Annotated in this window: 23 protein-coding genes; 16 read left to right on the forward strand and 7 right to left on the reverse strand. The window is 53.3% G+C overall.

Translation table 11 applies throughout. The annotated features are described in order from the left end of the window. Positions 1–142: 142 nt before the first annotated feature. The 5 genes from GO984_RS14975 to GO984_RS14995 all read left to right on the forward strand — a co-directional run bounded on the left by GO984_RS14975 (position 143) and on the right by GO984_RS14995 (position 4,898). A complete protein-coding gene (locus GO984_RS14975) occupies positions 143–895 on the forward strand; it encodes a hypothetical protein (protein WP_157023432.1) in 753 nt (250 codons plus the stop codon). Between the two features lie 764 nt (positions 896–1,659). After that, positions 1,660–3,147: an FAD-binding oxidoreductase gene (locus GO984_RS14980; RefSeq protein ID WP_157023433.1), complete on the forward strand. Its 1,488-nt coding sequence runs from the start codon at positions 1,660–1,662 to the stop codon at positions 3,145–3,147. Next, entirely contained in the window at positions 3,144–3,551 is a 408-nt protein-coding gene (locus GO984_RS14985) for a hypothetical protein (protein ID WP_157023434.1), read from the forward strand. Before GO984_RS14980 ends, GO984_RS14985 begins: the two co-directional genes overlap by 4 nt. Positions 3,552–3,721: 170 nt before the next feature. After that, the gene (locus GO984_RS14990) at positions 3,722–4,600 is read left to right on the forward strand and encodes a hypothetical protein (RefSeq protein WP_245231133.1); all 879 of its coding nucleotides are present in this window, start codon (positions 3,722–3,724) and stop codon (positions 4,598–4,600) included. Continuing rightward, positions 4,590–4,898 carry a hypothetical protein gene (locus GO984_RS14995; protein WP_157023435.1) on the forward strand — a complete coding sequence of 103 codons (309 nt, stop codon included), beginning with the start codon at positions 4,590–4,592 and terminating at the stop codon, positions 4,896–4,898. Before GO984_RS14990 ends, GO984_RS14995 begins: the two co-directional genes overlap by 11 nt. Before the next feature lie 516 nt (positions 4,899–5,414). On the opposite strand, the gene GO984_RS15000 is transcribed toward GO984_RS14995, so the two are convergent. Genes GO984_RS15000 through GO984_RS15015 form a run of 4 tightly spaced genes read right to left on the reverse strand, consistent with a single transcriptional unit; the run spans position 5,415 to position 9,182 of the window. Continuing rightward, positions 5,415–6,260 carry a fumarylacetoacetate hydrolase family protein gene (locus GO984_RS15000; protein ID WP_157023436.1) on the reverse strand — a complete coding sequence of 282 codons (846 nt, stop codon included), beginning with the start codon at positions 6,258–6,260 and terminating at the stop codon, positions 5,415–5,417. Between the two features lie 21 nt (positions 6,261–6,281). Then, positions 6,282–7,031, reverse strand: a complete 750-nt coding sequence (locus GO984_RS15005; RefSeq protein ID WP_157023437.1) for an SDR family oxidoreductase — start codon at positions 7,029–7,031, stop codon at positions 6,282–6,284. A gap of 58 nt (positions 7,032–7,089) precedes the next feature. Then, positions 7,090–8,331 (reverse strand): PfkB family carbohydrate kinase, encoded by a 1,242-nt coding sequence (locus GO984_RS15010; RefSeq protein ID WP_157023438.1) that lies wholly within the window; start codon positions 8,329–8,331, stop codon positions 7,090–7,092. After that, positions 8,328–9,182 carry an amidohydrolase family protein gene (locus tag GO984_RS15015; RefSeq protein WP_157023439.1) on the reverse strand — a complete coding sequence of 285 codons (855 nt, stop codon included), beginning with the start codon at positions 9,180–9,182 and terminating at the stop codon, positions 8,328–8,330. The genes GO984_RS15010 and GO984_RS15015 overlap by 4 nt, the downstream gene beginning before the upstream one ends. Before the next feature lie 102 nt (positions 9,183–9,284). Between GO984_RS15015 and GO984_RS23935 the strand changes: the two genes are divergently transcribed. Continuing rightward, on the forward strand, positions 9,285–10,397 hold the full coding sequence (locus GO984_RS23935; protein ID WP_167740361.1) for a mannitol dehydrogenase family protein: 1,113 nt from the start codon (positions 9,285–9,287) through the stop codon (positions 10,395–10,397). After that, a complete protein-coding gene (locus tag GO984_RS15025; protein WP_157023440.1) occupies positions 10,397–11,374 on the forward strand; it encodes an aldo/keto reductase in 978 nt (325 codons plus the stop codon). The genes GO984_RS23935 and GO984_RS15025 overlap by 1 nt, the downstream gene beginning before the upstream one ends. On the opposite strand, the gene GO984_RS15030 is transcribed toward GO984_RS15025, so the two are convergent. Continuing rightward, positions 11,371–12,276 (reverse strand): GntR family transcriptional regulator, encoded by a 906-nt coding sequence (locus GO984_RS15030; RefSeq protein WP_157023441.1) that lies wholly within the window; start codon positions 12,274–12,276, stop codon positions 11,371–11,373. The two genes, GO984_RS15025 and GO984_RS15030, sit on opposite strands and share 4 nt — an antisense overlap. A 150-nt stretch (positions 12,277–12,426) precedes the next feature. Between GO984_RS15030 and GO984_RS15035 the strand changes: the two genes are divergently transcribed. The 5 genes from GO984_RS15035 to GO984_RS15055 all read left to right on the forward strand — a co-directional run bounded on the left by GO984_RS15035 (position 12,427) and on the right by GO984_RS15055 (position 17,783). Further along, positions 12,427–13,440: an ABC transporter permease gene (locus GO984_RS15035; protein WP_138163339.1), complete on the forward strand. Its 1,014-nt coding sequence runs from the start codon at positions 12,427–12,429 to the stop codon at positions 13,438–13,440. 43 nt (positions 13,441–13,483) lie between these two features. Beyond that, positions 13,484–14,422 carry an ABC transporter substrate-binding protein gene (locus tag GO984_RS15040; RefSeq protein ID WP_157023442.1) on the forward strand — a complete coding sequence of 313 codons (939 nt, stop codon included), beginning with the start codon at positions 13,484–13,486 and terminating at the stop codon, positions 14,420–14,422. Between the two features lie 61 nt (positions 14,423–14,483). Beyond that, positions 14,484–15,269: an ATP-binding cassette domain-containing protein gene (locus tag GO984_RS15045; protein ID WP_157023443.1), complete on the forward strand. Its 786-nt coding sequence runs from the start codon at positions 14,484–14,486 to the stop codon at positions 15,267–15,269. Beyond that, positions 15,266–16,282, forward strand: a complete 1,017-nt coding sequence (locus tag GO984_RS15050; RefSeq protein WP_157023444.1) for a zinc-binding alcohol dehydrogenase family protein — start codon at positions 15,266–15,268, stop codon at positions 16,280–16,282. The genes GO984_RS15045 and GO984_RS15050 overlap by 4 nt, the downstream gene beginning before the upstream one ends. Positions 16,283–16,286: 4 nt before the next feature. Further along, entirely contained in the window at positions 16,287–17,783 is a 1,497-nt protein-coding gene (locus GO984_RS15055) for a UxaA family hydrolase (RefSeq protein WP_157023445.1), read from the forward strand. A gap of 478 nt (positions 17,784–18,261) precedes the next feature. Here GO984_RS15055 and GO984_RS15060 read toward each other — a convergent pair whose 3' ends face one another. Both GO984_RS15060 and GO984_RS15065 read right to left on the reverse strand, forming a co-directional pair. Further along, positions 18,262–19,071 (reverse strand): class I SAM-dependent methyltransferase, encoded by an 810-nt coding sequence (locus GO984_RS15060; RefSeq protein WP_157023446.1) that lies wholly within the window; start codon positions 19,069–19,071, stop codon positions 18,262–18,264. Between the two features lie 540 nt (positions 19,072–19,611). Further along, positions 19,612–20,559 carry a LysR substrate-binding domain-containing protein gene (locus tag GO984_RS15065; protein ID WP_157023447.1) on the reverse strand — a complete coding sequence of 316 codons (948 nt, stop codon included), beginning with the start codon at positions 20,557–20,559 and terminating at the stop codon, positions 19,612–19,614. A gap of 113 nt (positions 20,560–20,672) precedes the next feature. On the opposite strand from GO984_RS15065, the gene GO984_RS15070 reads away from it, so the two are divergent. From GO984_RS15070 to GO984_RS15085, 4 genes are all read left to right on the forward strand, one after another. Then, on the forward strand, positions 20,673–21,509 hold the full coding sequence (locus tag GO984_RS15070) for a transporter substrate-binding domain-containing protein (protein WP_157023448.1): 837 nt from the start codon (positions 20,673–20,675) through the stop codon (positions 21,507–21,509). A 9-nt stretch (positions 21,510–21,518) separates the two neighbouring features. Beyond that, a complete protein-coding gene (locus GO984_RS15075; RefSeq protein WP_157023449.1) occupies positions 21,519–22,493 on the forward strand; it encodes an amino acid ABC transporter permease in 975 nt (324 codons plus the stop codon). A 29-nt stretch (positions 22,494–22,522) separates the two neighbouring features. Further along, positions 22,523–23,308 carry a gamma-glutamyl-gamma-aminobutyrate hydrolase family protein gene (locus tag GO984_RS15080; RefSeq protein WP_157023450.1) on the forward strand — a complete coding sequence of 262 codons (786 nt, stop codon included), beginning with the start codon at positions 22,523–22,525 and terminating at the stop codon, positions 23,306–23,308. 842 nt (positions 23,309–24,150) lie between these two features. Next, the gene (locus GO984_RS15085) at positions 24,151–24,399 is read left to right on the forward strand and encodes a helix-turn-helix domain-containing protein (protein WP_157023451.1); all 249 of its coding nucleotides are present in this window, start codon (positions 24,151–24,153) and stop codon (positions 24,397–24,399) included. Positions 24,400–24,421 lie beyond the last annotated feature (22 nt).

Here is a 24,421-nt window from a genome sequence, read left to right on the forward strand (position 1 = left end):
CCGTTGCGATAGCGATGCCACTTGGCTCATGGTGTGAGTATGCACCCATGAGTATTCCGGTCGCCTCTCGCACCTTCTCCTTTACTGTGATGCGCCATAAAGACGGCTTTGCTCAATTCTACGAAAAAGGTTTCGAAGTCATATGGCTGAACACCCATTAAATCTCCCAGAACGGCTGCTAGCAAACGAACTTGCTGAATTGGTCGCCAAGAAAATGGATATCGAACTGGATCGGGTCGATGGCGAGATTTACAACATTGGCCAGTCGAACTACGAATGCGGATGTCTTGCGCTCAATCTTGTTGGTGTTTATCGGCAAGCTCAACACTACACACGGCACCAAATAGTTGTACCGGTCGAACGTGTTGCTCAGCACATGTCGGGCGCGGATGTTGTTTCCCGAAAAGCCTTCGACACTTTGCTATCGGCCTTTATCGAAAACTACATCACTTATGGCGGTGGTTTGTCGGGATATCGCAGCGTTGTTACCGTGCCAAGCAGCCTGTTAAAAGCTCTCAAGCTATTGGTAAAATGTGGCTACAGTGAACAAGTAGAAGGCGGTTTCCGTTGGACCGAAAAGATCGCTCCTACTATGCAAAGATGGTACATCTGGGATAAAAACGGCATTTGCAAGGAAGAGCAGGTTGATCGCCGGGAAATCGCTACCGCCGCCCAGCTCGAAAAAACGATTCCATCATCTGTTCGCCGAAAACTTGTCACGGCGATGCGTTCCGGAGATCCGCGAGCGCCCTACCGAGTTCTACAGAAGCATTTGGACGGGACGGAATGGCGTCAGTTATCACTGTTTCGGAAACAACCCGTTCAAAAAAAAAGCGAAGAGGTGAATTTCCGAACTATCAACAGGTTCCTGCGATTATTCCGTGAAAAGCCTTGAGTATTGTTCCGCGGTGCGTACATCGACCACATGCTATTACCATTATGCCAATAATAGTCGTAATCGTCACAAAAACGCTGATCCTCGAGCTCGCTGAGAGATGCAGAACCACAATCCCCTGGTAAAACTACTATGACTTTGTTTTCTTCCTAAACTGATTGCTGAAAGCCGTCATTCTTTGCAGTGACCCTAATGTTCTGGGACGTTCGAACCGGCCATTCAACGCAATGGTCACGAATGTCGGCAAAGGGCCGCTCGCGACATGTCGGCACGTCCTGGGGCCCGACTTGGCAAAGGTAAATAACTGCGCAGAGCTGCCGTTGGCGGTGGTTGCGTCTATTAGCCGGTTCCAGCCCTATTAAGACTTTGGTGCACGGTGAAGCATCTGACACGAAGAGCGTTCCCGACCTTCGCTGAGCGTCGCACGAATGCCCGCTAAGCGGACATAGCTGTTATCCAAAGTTGTTGGGCCACCTAGAGCGATCGGCTCTTTTTTGCCTTTAGTCCCATGTCAAAAATTCTACAGTGCAGACTTCGCTTTACTGCCGTTCGTGGGGAGTGCCGTGATCAGCAAGATAGCCCAGAACCAAAGTGGAGAAAGCCACCAAGTTTGGGCAAATGTCCAACGTGACGACATTAGTGGAGGATTTCATGACTTGTTGCTTCAATGAAAATGGCCAATTGGTGTGTAAAATAGATTCCTGTGACCTACAGGGAAACTCAAGCAGCCGTTATTTGAAGTTCGGCTGTTGAATGGAGGCCAGATGAAAAAGATTGCCCGCCGAGCTTTCTTGCTTGGGTCTGGTGGCGCAGCAGGATGGGTTGCGGCCAACCAGTTCAGTGTGAAGCAACCTGTGCTTGATGGTGCGAAACGCATTATGCCTTCATCGGGAAGTGGTATCCTCAACGATGCCAGCGGACTTTCTGCAACACGAGTTCACAAGCACATCATGATTAGAGAGGACCCAGGCAAAGCCCTGATTCAGGTCGTGCGCAAAGAGATGCGTGAGGCAAAGGCAGATGGGCGGCCGTTCAACATCGGCGCGGCGCGTCATTCGATGGGGGGGCAAGCCATTCCAAGGAATGGCAACGCAATGACTTTCGAAAATGGTATGATTGATCCCGATACGGACACAGGCGTTTACCGTGTTCATGCTGGTGCGCGCTGGTCCCAGGTGATTTCCGCCCTGGATCCGATTGGCTTTTCTCCCAAGGTCATGCAATCGAACAACGACTTTGGAGTTGCTGCAACCTACAGCGTGAATGCGCATGGGTGGCCAGTACCCTATGGCCCAATGGGGTCGACGGTGCGTTCTCTCAATATGATCCTGCCATCCGGTGAACTTGTTACCTGTTCACGGACAGAGAACTCCGACCTTTTTAGACATGCTATGGGCGGCTACGGCCTGATTGGCGCGATCGTGGATCTGGACGTAGAGATGGAGACCAATACCCGGCTCTATCCTCTCTATGAAGTCATGCCAGCAGACGAGTTTAGCAAGGCCTACCAGGCCGCCCTAAAGGATCCGGAAGTCACAATGGCCTATGGGCGCCTCAATGTGGAACGGGCGGCATTTTTTGAGGAGGCATTACTCGTTACTTACCGGAAAACGCCAGATCAGGAAAACCTTCCGCCAGTGAGCGGATCAGGTTGGATGTCAATATTGGCAAGCCGTATCTACCGGGCCCAGCTCGGTAATGAGCCGATGAAGGATTTCCGCTGGTGGAACGAGACAGTCATCGGACCGCGCGTCGGTGGAGGGGATGTTACACGTAACGGCCTGATGAACGAGCCGGTCAAAACGCTTGATGACCGGGATCCAGACCGGACTGACATACTCCATGAGTATTTTGTTGATTTCGATAGGTTCAACGAGTTTCTGACGGTTTGCCGAGAGGTCATCCCGGCCTCTTACCAGGAGTTCTTGAATGTCACTTTGCGCTATGTGGCGGTTGATGCGGAAAGCACCCTGACTTACGCACCTAAACCGCGCATTGCCGCTGTCATGTCCTTCAGCCAAGAGTTAACCGAGCGCGCCGAAGCAGACATGGCACGGATGACTGAGATATTGATCGATAGGATCGTGGCAATTGGCGGCGCTTTCTACCTGCCGTACCGCCCACACGCACGGATTGACCAGTTGGTGGCTTCATATCCGCAGGTGTCTGCTTTCGTGGAAGCCAAACGCCGTATTGACCCTGACCTCATCCTGCGGAATAATTTTTGGGACACATATTTGAGAACGCTATGAGCCAACTTCAGAAAATCTCGATTGGCTATTTTATAGCTCTGATGATCGCTGCCTCGATCAACTACATTCCCGGTTTGACCGATGAAAGTGGACTGGCCTTTGGTATCTTTGCTTTGGATTTATACGACGATGCTTTGCATGTGGCTTCGGCTCTCTGGGCGCTAATCGCGGGTCTGATGTCACGCAATGCTTCGAGGATCTTCCTTGTCCTTTTTGGTGCAGCATACCTGAGTGACGGCATCTTTGGTTTCTTCACAGGTTATGGTTTTCTGGATATGGGTATCTTCACGAACGCCTCTCTGGGCATGGAACTGTCGCTTGGACGCAGTCTTGCGAACCTACCACATCTGGCACTTGGTGGATTTGCGCTTGTTTCGGGACTCTTCATCGAGCGACGGGCGTGAAGGCCCTTTGGCGTTGGACAAAGCGGGGCCTGCTGGCCTTGATCTTGCTTACGATGGTTCTGGTCGCTCCAATTGTCTACGTGGAAACAAGCTGCCAGGGAGAGGCGATTGGGGAAGACTATGCTTCCTTGATCCCGATTGAATACCACCGGACGGAATCCCGAACCTTTATGACCTACCCAGAGTGGCACATCGTCCACGCATATGACGATTACGGAAGAGTAATCCAGAATGGTGACCCGCATGAGTATGGATATTTGAGCGGTATCGTCGGCTACTGGTCTTCGCTCTGCGCGCTTACGGAAAAGTCTGCCGCACATGGCGGGATCGACAGTGCAACCAAGCAGATGGTCTATGTAATCGGATCAAGCTTCACGCTCGAGCTGGCGATGAAGGCGGCATACGAAGAGACGATTGGTCGAGTGACAGCATGGATGCGAGGTGCAGAGCGGGCAGCCACGGATGAACTTTCAGCTGAGCAAGCAGCTGCCTATGCTCTCTTTCTGCAACAGGTGCCGTGGTACAAATGGGATTTTCGGGAAGATGCTGAGGCATTGTCTGGAGTTGATGTCAGGACTTTTCGTGACAGGGAGCGTAAACTAGCACTTGGCCTCGAGTATCAGATAAAGGCGGCTTACGCGAATGTGATTGCGTCCGCTGTTGCACAAACTGGCGGCGACGAACTGACTCTGCGGATGGTGTTGACTGGCACTGATCCCGACAAACTCGCATCTTATGAAAGCGTAAAGCTCATCAAGGTGCTGCCAGATGGCGTTGTCATCGAAACACCGCGGTATCGGGCTCTCACGGCTATCCTTGTCAGAATGGCGGATGAGGGTATTGAGTTCGTCGAAATTGCCGGAAATGATGATATCCTGTTCACCGCGCTTTCTCCTGATCCGTCCCATATTCCAGCGCTCTACAGCTTTGCCCGGCAGGGATATGGTGATTATCGCCACCTGATTTCGGTGAAGGTTGGCGAGTTGGCAAAAACATTGCGGGGACTAGATGAGGCTGGCCTGCGACTAGAACATATCCATGACTATTAGACAGATCCTGTTGGCTGTGCCGCTTTTGGGTTTAGGTTGGTTCTGTATACTCTTGGCAGTCAGCCTGATGACTGATGCGGCTCCTGCATACATCGTGCTGTTGCCTTCTGCGGAATTTGTGGATCAGCTCGACCCGGATATGTCGATCCTTGCAGTTGGACCGATTAGCATCACCCTTGCTGCAGACAGCCCCCGCGTTGCGGCGCGCCTTTATAGTGCAGGTGCTCAAGTTGTTTTGCCTGCAGGTTTACCGGGTTGCCTGCCAGCACCAGTCACGCGAAAAGGGATTGGTTACTAAGGCTGAACACCTGTATTTCTGTGAATGCCCGCCAACATCATATGCAATTTTACCAACGAACAAACGGCCGCTTTGCCGCCCGCTAACTGGCCGCATGTACCTGTGATGAATATCTCTTCTCCGCCTTCCCTGACGAGTTTCTGCGACGATAGCATTAAGCTTTGACCAGCCATTCGCGGTGTCGTCAACGAAGGTCGGAAATGGGCCGCTTATGCACTCTCGTGACGTAGGACCCTCGACTTTGCAAAGGTGACTTTTTTGTGCAATGCCGCCGTTGGAGCTGACCGCAGCTAAGGTCCGCTTCCAGCCCTAACGCGACATTCATTTTTATGTCTGATTAATGCAGCAGATCATCCAAGTTTGGGTGGAAGCCATCACTTTCGTCCTCGCACCTGAAAAATAGGTTTTGGGAAAAAGCATACCTTCGTAGGTTTCACTCAGCCTCTTGCCATAGCAATCCCATATTGGAGATCCGATACTGCTTGAGTTACCTAAATAGGGGCACCTGTGTCCTCATTATTCGCTGGACCTGACATTCTGGGATTGTTCTCCGAGGCCAGAAATACCCAACGTCATGCGATCACCCGCTCTCAGGTAAGTTTCAGGCTTTTGCCCCATACCTACCCCCGGAGGAGTACCTGTGGAAATGACGTCGCCCGGTTGAAGGCTCATGAATTGGGACAGATGTGATATGACCATCGCCACATCGAAATGCATAGTCGAGGTAGAGCCATCCTGATAGCGACGTCCGTTTACTTCAAGATGCATGTCCAGGTTCTGTGGGTCTTCCACTTCGTCGCGTGTCACCAGCCAAGGACCGATTGGCCCAAAAGTATCGCAGGACTTACCCTTCACCCACTGGCCCGATCGGTGCAATTGAAAGTCACGTTCAGACAGATCATTCACGACACAATAACCCGCGACATGGTTCAACGCGTCCTCTTTGCTGACGTATTTTGCCGCCTTGCCGATGACCACGCCCAATTCGACTTCCCAGTCAGTTTTGATCGACCCGCGTGGAATTTCGACATCGTCATTTGGGCCGGTGATGGCCGAGGTTGCTTTAAAAAATACCACGGGTTCATCAGGAAGCGCCATCCCAGCTTCGGCGGCGTGGTCAGAATAGTTCAGACCGATGCAGATGAATTTTCCGACTTGCCCTACACAAGCACCAATCCGCGTTTCAGTGGGAACAATGGGTAGCGTTGACACGTCAACCGCCCGCAGCTTTGCGAGCTGTTCGTCGCCCAGCACATGGCCAGCTACATCACCAATCACTGACGACAGATCACGAATGATACCATCCGCATCCACCATGCCGGGGCGTTCGGCACCACGGTCTCCAAAACGAAGTAGTTTCATCTCTTCCCAATTTCCTTTTCGTTAAACCGACCAACCGCCGTCGATTGCATGTGCCTGACCAGTCGTGAACGCACTTTCATCACTTGCCAGATACAAGGCCAATGATGCGATTTCTTCGGCTTTGCCAATGCGGCCCATAGGCTGCCGGTCGATAAATGCCGCAAGGGCACTTTCGTAGTCTCCAGTTGCGCGCAACCGTCCATGCATCGAGGGGCTATCAACCGTTCCGGGACAGATCGCATTGCACCGAATTCCCTGTTTGATGTAGTCGGCAGCCACAGATTTGGTCAGTCCAATAACCGCTGCCTTAGAGGCGCAGTAAGCAAATCTGTTTGGCACGCCTTTGATCGACGACGCGACGGAGGACATATTGATGATCGACCCGCCACCATTCTCCAACATTGCAGGCAGTGCGGTCTGGATCATTTGGAACATGGCCGTCACGTTCAGGTTAAAACTGAAATCCCAGTCCGCCTTGGAGCACTCTAGGATCGTGCCATTGGCCACAACGCCAGCGCAGTTGAATAAGACGTCCAGCGGGCCAGCTTGGCCGAGCACGTCCTTGACTGCCTGAGCGTCAGTGACATCCAGCTTCACGGCGGACACGCCATCCACGGCCTCCAATTCCGCCAGAGACGCATCGTTCACATCCGTAGCGATTACCGTTGCCCCGTGCTGTGCAAACAGCTCGGCTGTGGCGCGGCCTATGCCTTGCCCGGCAGCCGTGATCAGTGCGGTCTTGCCTAAAAGTCGTCCTTCGAATTGAGCCATCTTCATTCCATTTCTATACTGAGAGTTCTACCAGCCGCACAGACAGAGCGGCACCGCGCTAGTCCAGATGGAAAACCTCTTCCATCTCTGCCCACCACTCGCCATCGGCGCGTGTCTCGAACGGCTCTTGCATTGGGCCACAGACCGCCCACCAGTCTTTGGTGATTGGATCGGCGGCGATGGCAGCGTTATCAGCCGCAAAGTCACTGCCCGTGTATTCAAAATACCCGAACATCAGGCATTCTGGATGTTTCAGGTAAATCGAATAGTTGCTGAAGTTAGACGAACGCAGCCGCTGTAAAACACCCGGCCAGACATCCGCATGAAGGCGTTTGTATTCATCAAGGTGCTCGGGTTTGAGTTGGATCACACTGCCCATGCGTTGCGGGGTCACAGGCTGTGTCTTTGGCAAGATCGCGCCCTGATGACCAACTACACGACAGGCCAGATCATGTGCTGATACCAGGGCCGTATTGTGCGTCTTTTTGCAAACAATCGCAGCCAGATACGCGCCATTGAAACTGTCACCTGCACCTGTTGTATCTACAACGGATTCGACGGCTGCAAAAACTTGGGTCGTCGCCGATAGAGGCAAAGGTACAGGTCCATCTGCTCCGCATTTTAGGGCACCGCTTTTTTCCCCAGAGGCTAAGATGCGATCAACAATTGCCGCATTGTCCCTGTCTCCGAATAAATCGACCTCATCTTCTTGTGACGGAAGAGCGATATCTGAAATTTCCCAGAACCGGGCGATCTCACGACGGGCGATCTCAGGTGTTTCCCACAGTTTGGGCCGATAGTTGGAGTCAAACGCCACCAGGAGTCCCGACTTGCGTCGCTCTGCCAGAGCGTCCCATAGCCGGTCCCGCGCGTCTTGCGTCAGGATCGCCAGTGTGATGCCCGATAGATAAGCTAGATCCGCCTCCTTAATCGCTTCCAGGTGCGGCGAAGTCTCGGTCCTGAACATCTCACGTGCGGCAGATGCATCGCGCCAATAATGAAAACTACGCTCGCCCTGATCATCGTTCTGGATGGCATAGATCCCAATCTGTCGATGTGGATCGCGGGTGACATAGTTTGTACCAATGCCCTCGCTTTGCATCAATTCGACCATGCTATTGGAAAGCACATCTTGACCAATCGCAGTGACATAGTGAACTGCTACATCCTGCCCCTGAACTCCGCGCGCGCAGTAGATTGCCGTATTGAGAGTATCCCCACCAAGCCCGACACTTAGTTCGGGTTTCTGGCGCGAGATTTCGGCCAATGGTTCGCCGATACAGACAATGTGAAAAGTCATACGTCAAATTCCAATCCATAAAACTTAACAGCAGTGCCACCATAGATTGCTGCACGATCTTGGTCGGAAAACCCTTGTAACAACTGTGTTGAGACTGCGCGCCATCGATCGTAATCACCGACTAGGTTCAAGACCGGCCAATCGCTGCCCCACATGACTCTGTCGGCGCCGAAATGGCGCAGGACATGATCAACAACGGGCTGTAAATGCTCTGTGCCCCACCCTGGCCCGGCTTCATTGGCGAGGCCCGAGATTTTGCACGTAAGGTTAGGCAGTTCGGCCAAACAAGCCATGCCATCATACCAGGCGTCCCCAGCTTCTGCCCCACCCGCAATCACAGGTTTGGCGCAATGGTCGATGACGATAGAAAGTTCCGGCAGTTCCTTAGCCACCTGAGCCAAGACTTTTAAGTGGCGTGGCACAACAAGAGCATCCAACCGCAGTCCTCGTTCCGCCAGCGCTGCAAGATTGGCCTTAACCTTGGGCCGGGAAATCCAATTGGTGTCTTCGATGTCTTGCAGCATCGGTCGCACGCCCTTGAAGGCAGTGGACTGCAATAAACGATCCAAAGTCTCCGGCGCATCGGCTTCCTCAAGATCGACCCAACCCACAACACCTTTGATGAAATTGGTTTGGTCCGCCAGTCCAAGCAAAAACTCTGTTTCAGCCACGGTCGCTGCGGCCTGAACCACAACCGTTCCTGTAATACCGTGATAATCAATCAGTGACGATAGGTCTGGCGGCAGGATGTCATGACGGATGTCCGCGACATCGTCTGTCATCCAATCATAGTCACCACGCGAAATTTGCCAGAAATGCTGGTGTGCATCGATTTTTACAGGCTCGACCATCTCAAGTTCCCATCATGCCTACTTGACTCGAATTGTTTTGTATAATTAAAAACATTTCAGGTAAAGTGCTGATCTCGGTCAACGCCTGTGAAAGGAAAATTCGTGCGAACCACCCCTATCCTCCAGTTTGGTACCAGCCGGTTTTTGCAAGCCCATGCCGATTTATTCCTGTCTCAAGCAATGGAGGCCGGCCAGGATGTTGGGCCGATTACCGTGGTCCAAAGCTCTGGCAATCCAGCGCGAGCTAAGCGTCTGGGTGCCTTGATAGGGTCATATCCCGTGCGGATCGAAGGCCTGAAAGATGGGCAGCGGCAGCAAGAAACAATCGCCGTTCAAAGCGTCGCACGCGCGCTGTCGACTGAGCGCGACTGGGTGAAGATCGTACGTATTTTTGTGAACGAAGCGCAGATTGTTCTGTCAAACACAGGGGACGCTGGGTTTGCCCCCAATGCCAGAGACTCAGCTTTGCAATTTGACCAGGCCATGTCCTATCCAGCCAAGCTGACCCAACTATTGCGCCTGCGTTTTGCGGCGGGGGCTGCGCCAATCCAGATCATGCCGATGGAGCTAATTGCAGACAATGGAACGGTTCTGAAACATCGGGTGATGCAGTTGGCCGAACAAGATCCTGTTGAGTTCCTCAACTATCTTGACCGTGACGTTGTCTGGGTGAACTCACTGGTGGATCGGATTGTGTCGCAACCAATCGAACCTGCAGGTGCTGTGGCTGAACCCTATGCGCTTTGGGCGATAGAGGATCAGCCGGGAATAACGTTACCCTGTGATCATCCCTCGGTACAAGTTGTTCCGTCATTGGGCGAAATCGAAGCGCTAAAGCTATTCATCCTCAACCTTGGTCACACGTTTCTGGCTGATCGATGGTTGAGAGCTCGCGGTTCACAGGACATTTTCGTTCGAAATTTGGTTCAGGATACAACCGAACTGACTAGCCTGAAAGACGTGCTGAACAACGAGGTTAGGCCCGCCTTTGTTGCGGCAGGGCTTGAGGATCAATTCGATCCTTACGTTGACACAACAATAGAGCGGTTTTCAAATCCATTTCTGGATCACCGGATTGCGGATATTTCGCAAAACCACAGCCAGAAGGTTACGCGCCGGATCGCTGCGATGTTGGACTGGGCCAAGGCCCAAGGCGACCACTCTATCAAGCCAATTCTAACCGAGATTGTGGCCTATAATAAGGAAACAGTGTGATGCCCCTTAAGACAAACCGCGTCGGCAAAACCGATATCTCAATAACGTCTCTATCGTTGGGCGGTGCCAGCCTTGGCAATCTTGGCCATGTCGTTCGTGACAGCGACGTGACCGATGTCCTGCAACACGCCTGGTCCGCCGGAATCCGCTATTTTGACACGGCCCCCCACTATGGGCGCGGTTTGTCCGAACAACGGATGGGCGACTTTTTCAAGGATATCCCACGTGACGACTATGTGTTGTCCACCAAGGTGGGACGGGTCTTGTCACCTGGCCCTCAATTGGCCGAAGCCGACGGATTTGTCCAACCTTTGCCAAATGCGGTTCGCTACGACTATTCAGCAGACGGCATTCTAGAAAGCTTTGAGAGCAGTTGCGAACGGCTGGGAACCTCCCGCGTTGAGATTGTGTTTGTGCATGACATCGGCGACTACACCCACGGCGCAGCCAGCGGCGCTCGCCATATGGAAGACCTGATGGGATCAGGCATGTCTGCACTGCAAGACCTAAAGCAAGCCGGACGTATAGGGGCGATCGGGCTTGGCGTGAACGAAAGCAAGGTCTGCATCGACGTGATGAAACAAACTCCATTAGACGTCATTCTGCTTGCTGGACGCCTGACCCTGTTAGACCGCGAGGCCGAAGCCGAGTTGCTGGACTTATGTGCCCAGCAAGGCACCAGTCTGGTGCTCGGCGGGATCTTCAATTCAGGCATTCTGGCAACCGGGCCAAAACCGGGGGCTTGGTTTGACTATGCGCCAGCTTCACAAGAAATATTAGACAAGGTGACAGCTTTGCAGGACAGCGCAAAAGCAGCTGACCTAACCTTGGCAGAGGCATCATTGCAATTTGCGCTGCATCATCCCGCGGCCTGCTCTGTCTTGCTGGGAACCGGCAAAGTCAGTTCGCTGCAACGCAATCTTGATGCCGCCAACAAGCAATTGTCAGACGCAGCAATGACTTTTGTCACCACTTAGGTCGCGTGGCTATTGGTCTCTAACGAGGACAATAGTGTTTGCTTAGAGGTGGCAAGATGGCGACGCGCGGCCGCCTCAGCCTTATCTGCATCTCGACTGCGCAGCGCCTCGATCAGCGCAAGATGCTCACGAATGGCATCTTCGTTTCGTTCGCGCTCGTGGGTTTTGTTCCACTGAAAGTGGTAGTGGAACACGAGAGAAATGATTTTTTGAAACTCTTTGACGAAACGGTTTACGACCACACTGTTGATGACGGCGTGGAATTTTTCATCGAGCGGTGAGAAATCATGGAAATCTTTGTCAATGCGCAGCAACAGATCCAGATGCTCCTGTTCCAGACTATCTAGACGGGCCCAAATTTCGTGATCCAATGGAAGGGCAGCAAGATGACGTACGGAATTCGATTCCAAGACGGTTCGAAAATCTGACAATTCCACCGCGTAGTTTTTGGTGAATCCTAGCAGCACCCAACCTCCGCGCGGCCTGCGCACGACAATACCAAAACGACTGAGTGACGAGAAAAATTCCTGCAAGGTATGGGTCGCCACAGAAAAATCTTTAGAGAGCTGCGCGACATTCAGCACGGTGCCGGGCGGAACATCCATGCGCAAAACCCAGTCAAGGAATCGGCTCTCCAGTTCCTCGATGCCCAACAAAACAGGCGGGCCCTCCAACCGATCTTCCACATTCGAATGACGCCTTAGGATTTTTTCGCGGCCATCGAGCGCAATAATGGAGCAGTCATCCAGCCGTGTCAGGGCGCTTCGGATCACGGTTCTGCTAACGCCCAACTGGGCGGACAAAGCATTTTCAGACGGCAAATACGCCCCAACTTCCAATTGATCACAAAGGTTTAAGAGTTCATTGTATGCCTCAACGAAGCGGGTATTGGTCCTTGCCATAGGTCGTATCATTCCTCTCTCGATTGGCCCGTTATACCTGTTTTTTTGAAATGTTCAAAAAAATTAAAAACATTTGACGGGTCAACTTCCCGCCAATATGTTTATTATTATTAAAGACAGACCATGTCTTTTCGGGGAGCAAGAACAACCATGTCCAACACTAATGGCAACACTAAATTGCGGTTCTTGCCGACCGGATCAAGCCTGCACAAACTGTCAGCTCTACTGACACTGCTGCTGCTGATACTGGCGTTCTCCTTTACCAGTCCGGCCTTTCTCTCAGTGAATAACGGTTTGACTGTTCTTCTGCAAACTTCCGTTATCGGGCTACTGGCCATTGGTATGACATTGGTGATTATCACCGGCGGCATTGACCTAAGCGTCGGCTCTGTCCTTGCCTTGTCCGGTGTGGTTGCCGGGCTGGCGATCAAGGCTGGCGTCCCAGTCATGCCAGCTATGGCTTTCGGAATTCTAGCCGGTGCATTTTGCGGGTTCATCAATGGTCTCGTTATAACAAAACTGCGCATTACTCCGTTTGTAGCAACACTGGGCATGATGATGATTGCGCGTGGAGTAGCACTGCAATTGACGGGCGCAGCCCCTATCAGCCGCCTTGGCGAGGCCTTTGGACAACTGGGCAATGGCTCGTTTTTCCGCATTGTCGAAATGCAGGCCAATGGTTTTCCCAAGGTGATATTCCCAGGCATTCCTTATCCCGCAGTCCTGTTGGTCGTAATGGCACTGATTGGCGGGTTCTTGTTGCAGCGCCGTCAGATTGGTCGCCACATCTTTTCAGTCGGTTCAAATGAAGAAGCCGCGCGCCTATCCGGTGTAAAAGTCGACCGAACAAAAATCTGGGCCTACACAGCGTCAGGCGCTCTGGCAGGACTGGCCGGAATGGTCCTGATGTCACGCCTTGTCACAGTGCAGCCCAACGAAGGTGTGATGTACGAACTTGATGCCATTGCGGCCTCGGTCATTGGTGGCGCTTCGCTGATGGGGGGCGTTGGCAGCATCTCAGGCAGCATGATCGGCGCATTTATCATCGGTGTGCTGCGAAATGGCCTGAACATGGCAGGCACTTCTGCCTTCATTCAACAAATCATCATCGGGATTGTCGTGATCGGCGCGGTCTACATCGACCAAATCCGCAACCGGAACTAACCAAACTCAATCACCAAGAACTAGTTTTTAACGGGAGGAAACCATGAAGAAACTACTGACAACGGCGCTAGCCACAGGCATCCTAGCCACTGCAGCTACAGTCGCATCGGCCGGCGAGATCGCCGTGATCGTAAAAACGACGAACTCCAGCTTCTGGCAAAACGTCAACAAAGGCGCGACTGCCGCCATTGAAAGCCACAGCGATCACACGATGACATTCAACGGTCCAGCTGCTGAATCCGCCATCGCAGATCAGGTCGCCCTGGTCGAAAATGCGATCAACCGCGGCGTTTCCGGCATCGTCCTGGCACCATCTGATCCAGAGGCACTCGCCCCTGTGGTAAAGCGCGCATATGAAAGCGGCATCCCTGTTGCAATCATTGATAGCGGTCTGGCCGAAGGCAACGAAAAGTATTACCAGACCTTCCTGTCCACAGACAATTGTGCAGCGGGTGAGCAGGCTGCTCAGATGATGATCGACTCTGTCGGCACCTCAGGCAAAGTGGCCGTGATGTCATATGTCGCTGGCGTTGGTTCAGAAATCGGCCGTGTAGGCTGCTTTGTAAAACATATCGGCGAAAGCTCGGATATCGAGATCGTTGGCCCGTTCTACTCGCAGTCGCAAATGGCAACCGCACTGAACCAAACCACTGATATTCTGGCTGCAAACAAGCTGGTTGGTATCTTCGGTGCCAATGAACCAACAGCAATCGGCATGGGCCGCGCAATTGAGCAAGCAGGCAAAGCGGGTCAACTGACCGCCATCGGTTTTGATGGCAACGCGGACCTGCAAGACATGGTCAAAAGCGGAACCCTCCTTTCGACTGCCGTACAGGGCTCGTTCCAGATGGGAGAACTGGGTGTGAATGCCATCGCAGATCTTCTGGCTGGCAACGAGATCACCAACTTCATCGACACCGGTGTTGTAATGGTCACAAAAGACAACATCGACACACCAGTCGCACAAAACGTTTTGTACTGATTGTGCCTGGGTCAGCGAACAGGCTTCGCTGACCCAATTCTAGATTCCGATAGGACGAATAATGTTGGACGCAAACGCTCAAGAGACCCCTCTGGTGCAAATGTCAGAGATCTACAAACATTTTGGCGGTGTTCATGCCGTTGAAGGTGTCTCAGTTGATCTTTATCCGGGTGAGGTCGTCGGTGTATTGGGCCACAACGGGGCTGGAAAATCCTGTCTCATGCAGATCCTGTCCGGAGCAATGATACCCAATGGCGGCGAGATCTACGTGAACGGCCAAGAGGCTGATCTTAAATCTCCGCACGACGCCAAAAAACACGGCATTGAAACAATCTATCAAACCTTGGCCTTGGCCAACCATCTGGATGCGGCGCAGAACCTGTTTCTTGGACGCGAGTTAAAGACCCGTTTCGGAAACCTCGACGAAGCACGCATGCATGCCGAGGCGCAAGACGCACTTCGCCAGTTGAACCCGAATTTCAAGAACCTCAAGGACCCAGTGGCCAAGCTGTCTGGTGGCCAAAGGCAGGTCATCGCCATTGCCCGCGCGATCTACTTTCAAGCCAAAGTTCTAATTATGGACGAGCCGACGGCGGCGCTCGGGCCCTCGGAAACGGCGATGGTGGCCGATCTGACGCTACGCCTGAAAGACGAAGGCATCGGCATCTTCCTGATCAGCCACGATATGCATGATGTGTTTGACCTGTGTGACCGAGTGATGGTGATGAACAAGGGCCGCAATGTTGGAACCTTCCGGATCGAAGACGTGAACAAAGACGATATTCTGAGCCTCATCATTAAGGGGACATTGCCAGATGGCTGGGTACCACGAGGTGAGTCCAAATGAGCACCAATACAATGCGAGCAGGTACAGTCGTCGAACCGGGAATCTTTGCAATAGAACCTCGCCCCGTCGTGAGTGAAGTTCCAGAAGGCTGGGTGTTGGTTGATATCTGCACCGTGGGTCTGTGCGGGACCGACTATCATATTCTCGAAGGGAAACATCCGTTTCTCAACTATCCACGGGTCATCGGTCACGAATTAAGCGGCCATGTCGCACGTGATGGAGAAGGTTGGTCGGCTGGTGATTTAGTCTTGGTGAACCCCTATTTGACATGTGGTGAGTGCCGGGCCTGCAAACGCGGAAAACCCAACTGCTGCTACAATATTGAGGTTTTGGGCGTGCACCGCGATGGCGGGTTAATCCCCCAGCTGGCCGTACCTGCGGGCAACCTCTATGCCGCGGACGGTTTGTCAGCGATCCAAGCTGCAATGGTAGAGTTTCTGGCCATCGGTGCGCACGCGGTGCAACGTTCCGGCGTATCCGAGGGTGATAATGTGCTGGTAACCGGCGTCGGCCCCATTGGTATCGGCACGGCTTTGTTTGCGCGCCTAAAGGGTGCAACCGTCACGTTGCTGGATCTCAGCCCTGAACGCTTGGCTATGGCGTCAGATAAGTTTGGTTTCGACATGGGACACACAGGAATCGAAGCCGCAATCAAAGCGACGGGTGATGAAGGTTACGACGTCTTGTTTGATGCCACCGGACATGCCGGCGCAATCGAAGCAGGTTTTCCGGCCGTGGCCCACGGTGGATCATACGTTCTGGTCAGCGTAGTCAAGGACAACATCACCTTCAGCGACCCAGAATTTCACAAGCGCGAGATGCGCCTGATCGGTAGTCGCAACGCATTAAAGTCCGACTTTGATTGGGTCATGTCAGCCTTTCGTGACAACTTGATTGATGCAGATGCCCTGTGTTCCACGGTACTCACACTGGATGAATTGGCCGTCCAGTTTAACGGTCTAGCTGAGGAACGCGCGGACCTGATCAAAGTCATCGTTCAGCTGCAGGAATAGCTCTATGTCATCGAAAACACTCCTTCTGAACGATGTGGATAACGTTGCCATCACTCTGCAAACCCTTGCGGCAGGCGATGACGTTGCAATCGAGCCGATCCCAAGGTCACACAAAGTTGCCATGACAGATATTGCCAAAGGGGATCACGTGGTCCGCTACGGCCAAATCATCGGTAAAGCAGATTGCAACATAGTGGCAGGTTCTCACGTACACAGTCACAATATGAGCATGAGCGATCATGTGGCGGATTACGCCTTTGGTTCCGCAGCCCACCCCCTGCCAGATCCCAAACAACTGCGCACGTTTGAGGGTTATCACCGCGAGGACGGGCGTGTTGGAACACGCAATTACATTGGCGTCCTGACATCAGTGAACTGTTCCGGATCTGTCGCCCGCTTCATTGCTGAAGCGGCGGAAAAGTCCGGCCTTCTGGATGAATTCCCCAATGTAGATGGCGTTGTGCCCATCGTGCATAGCAGTGGCTGCGGCATGTCCAATCAAGGAGAAGGTTATGACCTCCTGCTGCGGACACTTGCTGGGTATGCGCGCCATCCGAATTTCGGCGGAATCCTATTGGTAGGACTAGGCTGCGAAGTGCTGCAACTGGCCGAATTGGTAGGTGATCGCAAGATTACCCAGGACGGTGCGCTACGTTACATGACGATCCAGCAAATGGGTGGAACTCGGCGCACCATAGAGGCGGGCCTCGAACACCTCACCTCGCTTGCGAGTTATGCTAACCAAGCCAAACGAGCCCCTGCACCGGTATCTGAACTAGTACTGGGGATGCAATGTGGTGGGTCAGATGGCTATTCCGGCTTCACCGCCAATCCGGCACTCGGCGTCGCGTCTGATCTTCTGGTTCAGCAAGGTGGCACCTCAATCCTGTCTGAAACATCAGAGATCTACGGAGCTGAACACCTATTGACCCGCCGCGCTGTATCAGCAGAAGTGGGGCAAGACCTGGTGGACAAACTCGCCTGGTGGGAAGCTTACTGCGCGCGCCATGGGTCAAAAATGGATAACAACCCAAGCCCTGGTAATAAACGTGGTGGTCTGACCACGATCCTCGAGAAATCGTTAGGCGCAGTGGCCAAGAGCGGGCAAGCGCCTCTGTCTGGGGTGTTCGAATATGGCGCGCCACTGACCAGCAAAGGCTTCGTGTTTATGGATAGTCCAGGCTACGATCCCTGTTCCGTCACTGGGCAGGTTGCGTCCGGGGCCACTTTGATTGCCTTTACAACTGGGCGTGGCTCGGTTTCGGGATACAAACCAGCACCCAGCCTCAAAATTGCCTCCAATACTGACATGTTCACACGTTTGGGTGAGGACATGGACATCAACTGCGGTGACATCGCGGAAGGCGCATCTCTTGCTGAAAAGGGTGAAGAAATCTTCGAGGCGCTGATAGCGATCGCCAGCGGTCAGCACTCAAAAAGTGAAGATCTCGGATTTGGCGGGGTTGAATTTGTTCCTTGGCAAATTGGAGCGGTCCTTTAGGCGTTATCGTTCCATTTCCCCTCAGATCCGGCAGAGAAAACTTGTCATGCAACGATATGCATGGTTGGAAACTCGTTACGACTAACAGCTATCCACGACGGTAAAAATTTCTAATTTAAGAACGACCGTTTTGCGGGAGATTTGTTCCAGAGCCAGGTACGCCATCAATATCCGCAACGGGTTGTTGTCATCGGGTCAGGGACCCTGATCAACCCGACTTTGCAAAGTCCGCTTCCTGCGCAATGCCGCCGTTGGAGCTGACTGCAGCGAACTCCCGGTTCCAGCCCTTCTACGACATTCGTGCCGGGCGCAGCATGGGGGACGGCTGAAGCTGGAAGGGCGGATTCCAGACTTTCGTTGCAGATGCGAGCCATTCAAGGCACCATGTCGGCAGCCGGCTTTCAGGTGACCTCGAAACCGGCTCTTTTTTGCGCCGCCGCGAGGCGACCCCCGAGCCCAAAGCAGGCTATGAAGTTCATTATTGCCGTCGCCCCGTTGCTACCCATGCTGTTGCAACATAAGAACGATGTCCGTCAGCTTCGCCATCTAGATAGGCATCTCGTACGGCATCCTTTATCTGTTTTTTCAGTTCGGCGGGTCTCTTCGAAAGGTAGGATGGAATTGGGCCATCCTTCCCGTCGAACGGTCTCCAATAGTCTTCGAAGGATGCAAATTCAGTCCGGATGTGGGTCTCACTGATCTGAACATGGGCAAAGCCCGCTGACTTCAAAGCACTTTCCAGATGTCCGGGTCGCGTTAGCGGTCGTGTGAAGTTCTTTTTTCGGAGCTCGTTGGCCTCAGGGTCCAGCATTGAAGCTGTGTCCAGAAAGAAGCGATTGAACACGAGGCCTCCTCTTACATCCCAAATGGCTACCGAAAGACGGCCACCCACCTTCAAAGTACGCGAGATCTCGGAAATCGCCACGCTTGCGGTTGGAACGAAATTTAGGACGAGTTGGGATACAACATGATCGAATGTTTCATCCGGCATTGGAAGAGCATTCAGGTCAGCAACTTCGAACGAAACGCGTGGGTCTGAAATTTGTCGTGAAGCAAATTCAACATAAGCTTTAGAGATGTCGACACCGGTAATATCTGCAGTTTCGGTGCGGCCCAACATCTCTGATGTCAGTGCGCCTGTACCGCATCCGGCGTCGAGAATATTGCAGCTATCCTCAAACTTTATGAGATCCAGAAATTTTGGTGCTAGCAAGCGGCTAAAACGCCCCATTTGCAACTCGTAACCTTTGCCACTGGAGGCAGAAAAATTCGATGAATTCGAAGCCAATGTGCTATCTCCAGATTGAGTTTGCCCACGCAACTGATCATTCTAGGCTGCACACTACACATTAGCTCGTATCGTGGACGAGACCAATTTTCAGATTGATTGGTCGTTCTGGAGAAGCTGTACTGCGGCGACGTGATGTCCCGTGAATGACCGGCCTGGCTGCTCACGTCCTATAAGGTCGAGCCGCAGCCAGACTTTGCAAAGGTCACAAACTGCGCATTATCGCCATTGGTGACAAACCCGTCTACTGGCCGGTTCCAGCCCTTCTGCGACTTTGGTGGCCTGTGCAGCATCCGACAAGAAGGGCGGAAACCGGACATTGGCTGCGTCTGCGTCTGCGTCTGCGTCTGCGTCTGCGTCTGCGAAGGTTCTATGTCAGGCAGGCAAAAGCGGCCATTCAAGACCTAGCAGACCGTAATCCAAATGCTGCGCCGCGCACAAAGATCGGCAATGCGCAGAAAACAGGCTTTGCTAACCTTACCTTTGCAGCCCTCTAGACAGGCCTCTTGATGTGCCGTCGCAGGTATGCAGACATCGGTTTCAAGCTTGGTTTAGCAGGGCTTTTAGTTCAGCCCCAAACCAGGCAACGAAGCTGGAGGCGGGTTGAGTGAAACCGATGGCTTCAGGAGCAACGAACTGAAAGACGCGCTCGCAGGGTAAGCGAGATGCATAGGGTTCAACCAAACAACCCTTTCCAAGCGCGTCCATCACATAAACGTCACGCAGCAGGGCAAAACCTTGCCCCGAGATCGCCGCCTGAAGGATCATATCTGCATTGTTAAAGGTCAAGCGCGGCCGGGTTTCAAAGGGATGGCCCGCAAGAAAGGCCGCAAAGTAGTTGGCCCAATGTACGGTTTCATCTTCGTGGATCAATTGCGCCTGGCTGAGAAGTCCGACATCAGGCTTGCCATTTGGCTGCAACTCCCCTGTCAAAGCGGCCAAGTAATCAGGGGCGCACACCACCCTCATGTGTTCTTGGGGCACCGGGAGCAAGGCATTGCCATTTACCTCTGCCTCTTGCGAATGCAGGCGCGGAAGCAAGCGCAGCGCGACGTCGATCCGCTCTTCCTCCAGATTCACAAAACGGTTTGCAGCACAGATTCTGACATTGATTTCTGGGGAACGCCTCAGAAAACCGTCTAGTCTTGGCTGCAATACGATAGAGGCCAAAGATGGGGCAATCCCTATTGAAAGAACCTTTTGATGATACTGGCTCCCCACCAAATGACCAATATGTTCCAACTGATGTGTCACGGCGCGGATCTCTGGGATGATAGCACGCAGAAACTCTGTTGGCTCCAGATTTCGCCCTTTCGCTCGAAATAATTTTGCGTTCCACCTCTCCTCTAACTTGCTGATATGATAGGATACAGTTGGCTGAGACAAATTGAGTTCACGCGCGGCGGCAGAAACTGAATTCAGCCGTGATACCGCATCGAGAGACCGTGCCTCCTGCAGTGTTGGGATGAATCTTCGTGGGGCGCTCATGCTGAATTCATAGAGGTTTTCTATGGGACTTTCAACTTTACTGATTTGTAAAAAACCACCTGCAAGGCGAATGATCAGCCTAGTTTTGTTTTAGTCGAAACGGGAGGATAGACATGACAATTTCAAGAAGAGCGGTGATCACAGGCTTTGCTACGGCACTTTCAGTGAGCCTCAGTGGATTGGCCGCTCAGGCCGGAGAAGCGCTGGATCGCATTCTGAGCGAAGGCGTGCTGACCGTCGGCACCAACTCGGATTACCGGCCCAATTCCTTCATGAATGACAATAATGAACTCGACGGCTTTGATATCGCGGTCTCCAAGGAAGTTGCCGCACGCTTAGGCGTCGACGTCAAATTCGTAACCCCTGGCTGGGAGGTCATGACCGCAGGACACTGGGCAGGCCGCTGGGACATGGTTGTTGGCTCGATGACGCCCACTAAGGCCCGCGCCGAGATCCTGGACTTTCCAGCAATCTATTACTTTAGCCCCGCTGCTTTTGCGGTGCATAAGACATCGCCTGCCGAAAAACCGGGGGATCTGGACGGAAAAACCGTGGGTGTGGTCTCTGCCTCAACCTACAACCGGTATCTGGAGCACGATCTGAAGCTCGACGTGGTGGGGATGCCTGCCTTTACCTATGATGTCACCCCCGGCGAGATCCGGGCCTATAGCGATGTGAACGAGTTTGATGACCTCGCCCTTGGCGATGGCGCGCGACTTCATGCAGTGTTGCAATCGGTGCCCGTTATTGCTGAGGCGGTCTCCGTTGGCCTTCCGATCAAACAGCTGGGAGAGCCCGTCTTCTTTGAACCACTCGCCCTAGCCACCGACAAGGGGGACGCTGAGCTGAATGCCCGCCTGCATGACATTATCGAAGAGATGCGGAGCGACGGCACATTGGCCAAACTGTCGGTCAAATGGCACGGCACTGACCTCGTCAGCACCAAATAAGGCAAGCCAATGGTCACATTGTTCAAAAGCAGCTTCCAGCATGGGCCGGAGCGTCTGAAGCTGGCATCCGGTCTGGCGCTGTCGGTCTTTGCGGCAGCCTTCCTGCTGTCGGCCAATCAAGGGGCTTTGGGCGAGATGCTCTTGCCCGCCATGCGCCCTGAGACTCTGGCCGGAAACTGGGGGCGGTTTTCGGCGGCATTGGTGGCCTTTCTCATCGCGGGGGGCGTGGTCTACGCCCTCCTCGGCCTTCAACGCCGTTTGCAAGCCTATCTGACCTGGGCTGTATTGGCCGCAATTGCGCTCGGGTTATTCTATTCCTTTGATCTGAGCTTCGGCTTCATCGGCAAGAAACTGCCCTTTCTCTTGTCGCAGGGGGCGGTCACAACGCTCTATGTCTCTACGATTTCGATCGCCCTCGCTTTTGTCTTTGCCCTCGCCGGGGCAACCGCAAAACTTTCTGGCATTGGCATTCTTGAAGGCATCGGATCGTTCTACACCTCATACTTCCGCGGCACGCCGCTGCTGGTGCAGCTGTTCCTGATTTACCTGGGGCTGCCCCAGATTGGCATAGTCGTGGATCCGGTGCCCGCAGCCATTGCCGCACTTTCGCTGGTCTATGGCGCTTACATGACCGAGATCTTCCGATCCGGAATTCAATCGCTGCCCGCAGGACAGTGGGAGGCCGCCGACGCGCTGGGTTTGCACCGCATGGTGACCTTCCGCAAGGTGATCCTGCCGCAGGCCATGCGCGTGATCATCCCTCCAACAGGCAACCAGTTCATCGCCATGCTAAAGGACAGCTCCCTTGTAAGTGTCGTTGGGGTCTGGGACCTGATGTTCCTGGCCCGCACCGTTGGCCGGTCTGATTTCAAAATCCTCGAAATGCTGATCACGGCCTCGATTGTCTACTGGTTGATGTCGATTATCCTGGAACTCGTCCAAAAGCGGATTGAGCTGCATTTCTCCAAATCCTTGATCCGATAACCGCAAGAACAGAAAGAAATATTGTCAAGATGACTGCGTATAGTGACCGTCCGTTGAGAGTGGCCGTGATGGCCAACTCGGGGTTTGACTCGGACATTGGCCTGACACGGCAAACCCTGGACGACAAATACCTGACGGCGGCGCTCGAAGGTTGCGGCGCTTTACCGATCATCGTTCCGACCCTCTCCAGCTCGGCACAGCTGGAAGCCTTCCTTGACCTGGTTGATGGAATCATTCTGACCGGGGATCAATCAAACATCGCACCCGGTGCCTATGGTGCAACCGGCAACAGTCAGAGCCACGGCCCTTTTGATCCGCAACGGGATGCCTCGGCGTTCTATCTGGTCAATGCGGCCCGCAAAAGGAAACTGCCCCTGCTTGGCATCTGCCGCGGCATGCAAGAGATCAATGTCTCCCTTGGGGGCACAATCCAGACAGGGTTTGCTGGAAGCGCTGACTACCCGGACCATCCACATTTGCCCAAAGTCACGGACCCGGACCTTGTTTATCAGGAAGCACACCCGGTTAGTGTGAACTCTGAAACCCAGCTGGGTGCCGCCATCGGCAAGACGCGCGCATTTGTGAATTCCGTACATGTACAAGCTGTTGACGAATTGGCCAAAGACCTTACGCCCGTAGCCCTATCCGATGATGGGATTATCGAGGCCTTTGAACACAGCTCGAGCAAATTTATTATCGGGGTTCAATGGCACCCGGAATACAGGGCAACTGAAAAGCCCTTGTCCGCGGCCTTGTTTTCCCATTTTGCCCGACTCATGAAGGACCGCAAAGAAAGCACTCCATACATTTTGTGACGTTTTATCCGTTGGTTAGGAGTTCTTCGGCCTTTCAACTTTTCGAGACCGCCATGTCCGGTCAGTATAACCGCGTCCATTCTATTTTGGGGTTTCCAAGGCTCTTTGAGCCTTCTCTAAATCTCATCAAAGTACTGCTAAAATTCTGACTCTCCTTGCGTTGGTGTGCCTGTCGCTTTGCGACAATTCAGCGATGCCATTGGTGGTTTCTGTTTGGATCGGCTGACTAAATGTTGAACCTAAAGCAGCCGTTTGTGCAGCTGTGGTGAAAGCCCGCTTCGTCCGTAGAGCCGACCTCAAACCATAAAAATGCTGCGCAAGATGTCGAACGTCCGGTCTGGGGAAGCGGCAGCGCAGAAACGGCGGACCAGTCAACGGCGGTTGTGGACCGTTCTTGTACATCAACTCGAGTTGCAGTCAGACTTTGCAAATGTCGCGATCTGCACATAGCTGCCGTTGGGCCCCAGCACAGCGAATTCACACTTCCAACCGAGTACAAACGGTCGATCTGGACGCGGGGTAAGCCGTGGTCCAGTCCTCCCGGACGTTCACGCCTCAGCCCGCCACGATATTTTCTTCCGCGCGAAATCATACGTTTTGACCTCTGCTCCAGAGTATTAAGTGCAAACAAGGCGACCGCATATCGCGTCCATGAAGGTGGTCAAATCCGGCTGCTGCATCCGTCGGATGCGCCGGGCTGGTGGAAAGAACTAACACCTAATCGGTCAATCTGACTGATACCCCGCCGCTGAAATCCCTTGGCCGGGTGGCGACAGGATCCCTGATCTCTCTCCTTGGCCCATCATATTGGGCTAACGACGGAAACCAGGAGGGCCTATCAAATGTCATATGGGTTCCCCCCCCCCCGCCTACTGCCCAGCCCCGCTGCAGCAGCCTATCTTGGCGTATCTGAGAGCATGCTGCGCAAGCTGGGCATCCCCCGAAAGGAACAAGGGGCGAAGCGCTTGTATGACCGATCAGACCTTGACGCACATGCGGATGACCTGCCCTATGAGGTTCAGCCAGAGAACCGCAACAATGAGGAAAAGGCAATCACCGCCTGCGATGATGCCTTTGGTATGACTAAATGAAACTGCCAAGGGTTCATCGAGT

The sequence above is a fragment of the Parasedimentitalea huanghaiensis genome (assembly GCF_009753675.1).
GTDB classification, from domain to species: domain Bacteria; phylum Pseudomonadota; class Alphaproteobacteria; order Rhodobacterales; family Rhodobacteraceae; genus Parasedimentitalea; species Parasedimentitalea huanghaiensis.

What these genes read in the sequence shown, in the direction of transcription:
- GO984_RS14975 (WP_157023432.1), top strand. Translation starts at nt 143, where the DNA reads ATGGCTGAACACCCATTAAATCTCCCAGAACGGCTGCTAGCAAACGAA.
- GO984_RS14980 (WP_157023433.1), top strand. Translation starts at nt 1,660, where the DNA reads ATGAAAAAGATTGCCCGCCGAGCTTTCTTGCTTGGGTCTGGTGGCGCA.
- GO984_RS14985 (WP_157023434.1), top strand. Translation starts at nt 3,144, where the DNA reads ATGAGCCAACTTCAGAAAATCTCGATTGGCTATTTTATAGCTCTGATG.
- GO984_RS14990 (WP_245231133.1), top strand. Translation starts at nt 3,722, where the DNA reads ATGACCTACCCAGAGTGGCACATCGTCCACGCATATGACGATTACGGA.
- GO984_RS14995 (WP_157023435.1), top strand. Translation starts at nt 4,590, where the DNA reads ATGACTATTAGACAGATCCTGTTGGCTGTGCCGCTTTTGGGTTTAGGT.
- GO984_RS15000 (WP_157023436.1), bottom strand. Translation starts at nt 6,260, where the DNA reads ATGAAACTACTTCGTTTTGGAGACCGTGGTGCCGAACGCCCCGGCATG.
- GO984_RS15005 (WP_157023437.1), bottom strand. Translation starts at nt 7,031, where the DNA reads ATGGCTCAATTCGAAGGACGACTTTTAGGCAAGACCGCACTGATCACG.
- GO984_RS15010 (WP_157023438.1), bottom strand. Translation starts at nt 8,331, where the DNA reads ATGACTTTTCACATTGTCTGTATCGGCGAACCATTGGCCGAAATCTCG.
- GO984_RS15015 (WP_157023439.1), bottom strand. Translation starts at nt 9,182, where the DNA reads ATGGTCGAGCCTGTAAAAATCGATGCACACCAGCATTTCTGGCAAATT.
- GO984_RS15025 (WP_157023440.1), top strand. Translation starts at nt 10,397, where the DNA reads ATGCCCCTTAAGACAAACCGCGTCGGCAAAACCGATATCTCAATAACG.
- GO984_RS15030 (WP_157023441.1), bottom strand. Translation starts at nt 12,276, where the DNA reads ATGGCAAGGACCAATACCCGCTTCGTTGAGGCATACAATGAACTCTTA.
- GO984_RS15035 (WP_138163339.1), top strand. Translation starts at nt 12,427, where the DNA reads ATGTCCAACACTAATGGCAACACTAAATTGCGGTTCTTGCCGACCGGA.
- GO984_RS15040 (WP_157023442.1), top strand. Translation starts at nt 13,484, where the DNA reads ATGAAGAAACTACTGACAACGGCGCTAGCCACAGGCATCCTAGCCACT.
- GO984_RS15045 (WP_157023443.1), top strand. Translation starts at nt 14,484, where the DNA reads ATGTTGGACGCAAACGCTCAAGAGACCCCTCTGGTGCAAATGTCAGAG.
- GO984_RS15050 (WP_157023444.1), top strand. Translation starts at nt 15,266, where the DNA reads ATGAGCACCAATACAATGCGAGCAGGTACAGTCGTCGAACCGGGAATC.
- GO984_RS15055 (WP_157023445.1), top strand. Translation starts at nt 16,287, where the DNA reads ATGTCATCGAAAACACTCCTTCTGAACGATGTGGATAACGTTGCCATC.
- GO984_RS15065 (WP_157023447.1), bottom strand. Translation starts at nt 20,559, where the DNA reads ATGAGCGCCCCACGAAGATTCATCCCAACACTGCAGGAGGCACGGTCT.
- GO984_RS15070 (WP_157023448.1), top strand. Translation starts at nt 20,673, where the DNA reads ATGACAATTTCAAGAAGAGCGGTGATCACAGGCTTTGCTACGGCACTT.
- GO984_RS15075 (WP_157023449.1), top strand. Translation starts at nt 21,519, where the DNA reads ATGGTCACATTGTTCAAAAGCAGCTTCCAGCATGGGCCGGAGCGTCTG.
- GO984_RS15080 (WP_157023450.1), top strand. Translation starts at nt 22,523, where the DNA reads ATGACTGCGTATAGTGACCGTCCGTTGAGAGTGGCCGTGATGGCCAAC.
- GO984_RS15085 (WP_157023451.1), top strand. Translation starts at nt 24,151, where the DNA reads ATGTCATATGGGTTCCCCCCCCCCCGCCTACTGCCCAGCCCCGCTGCA.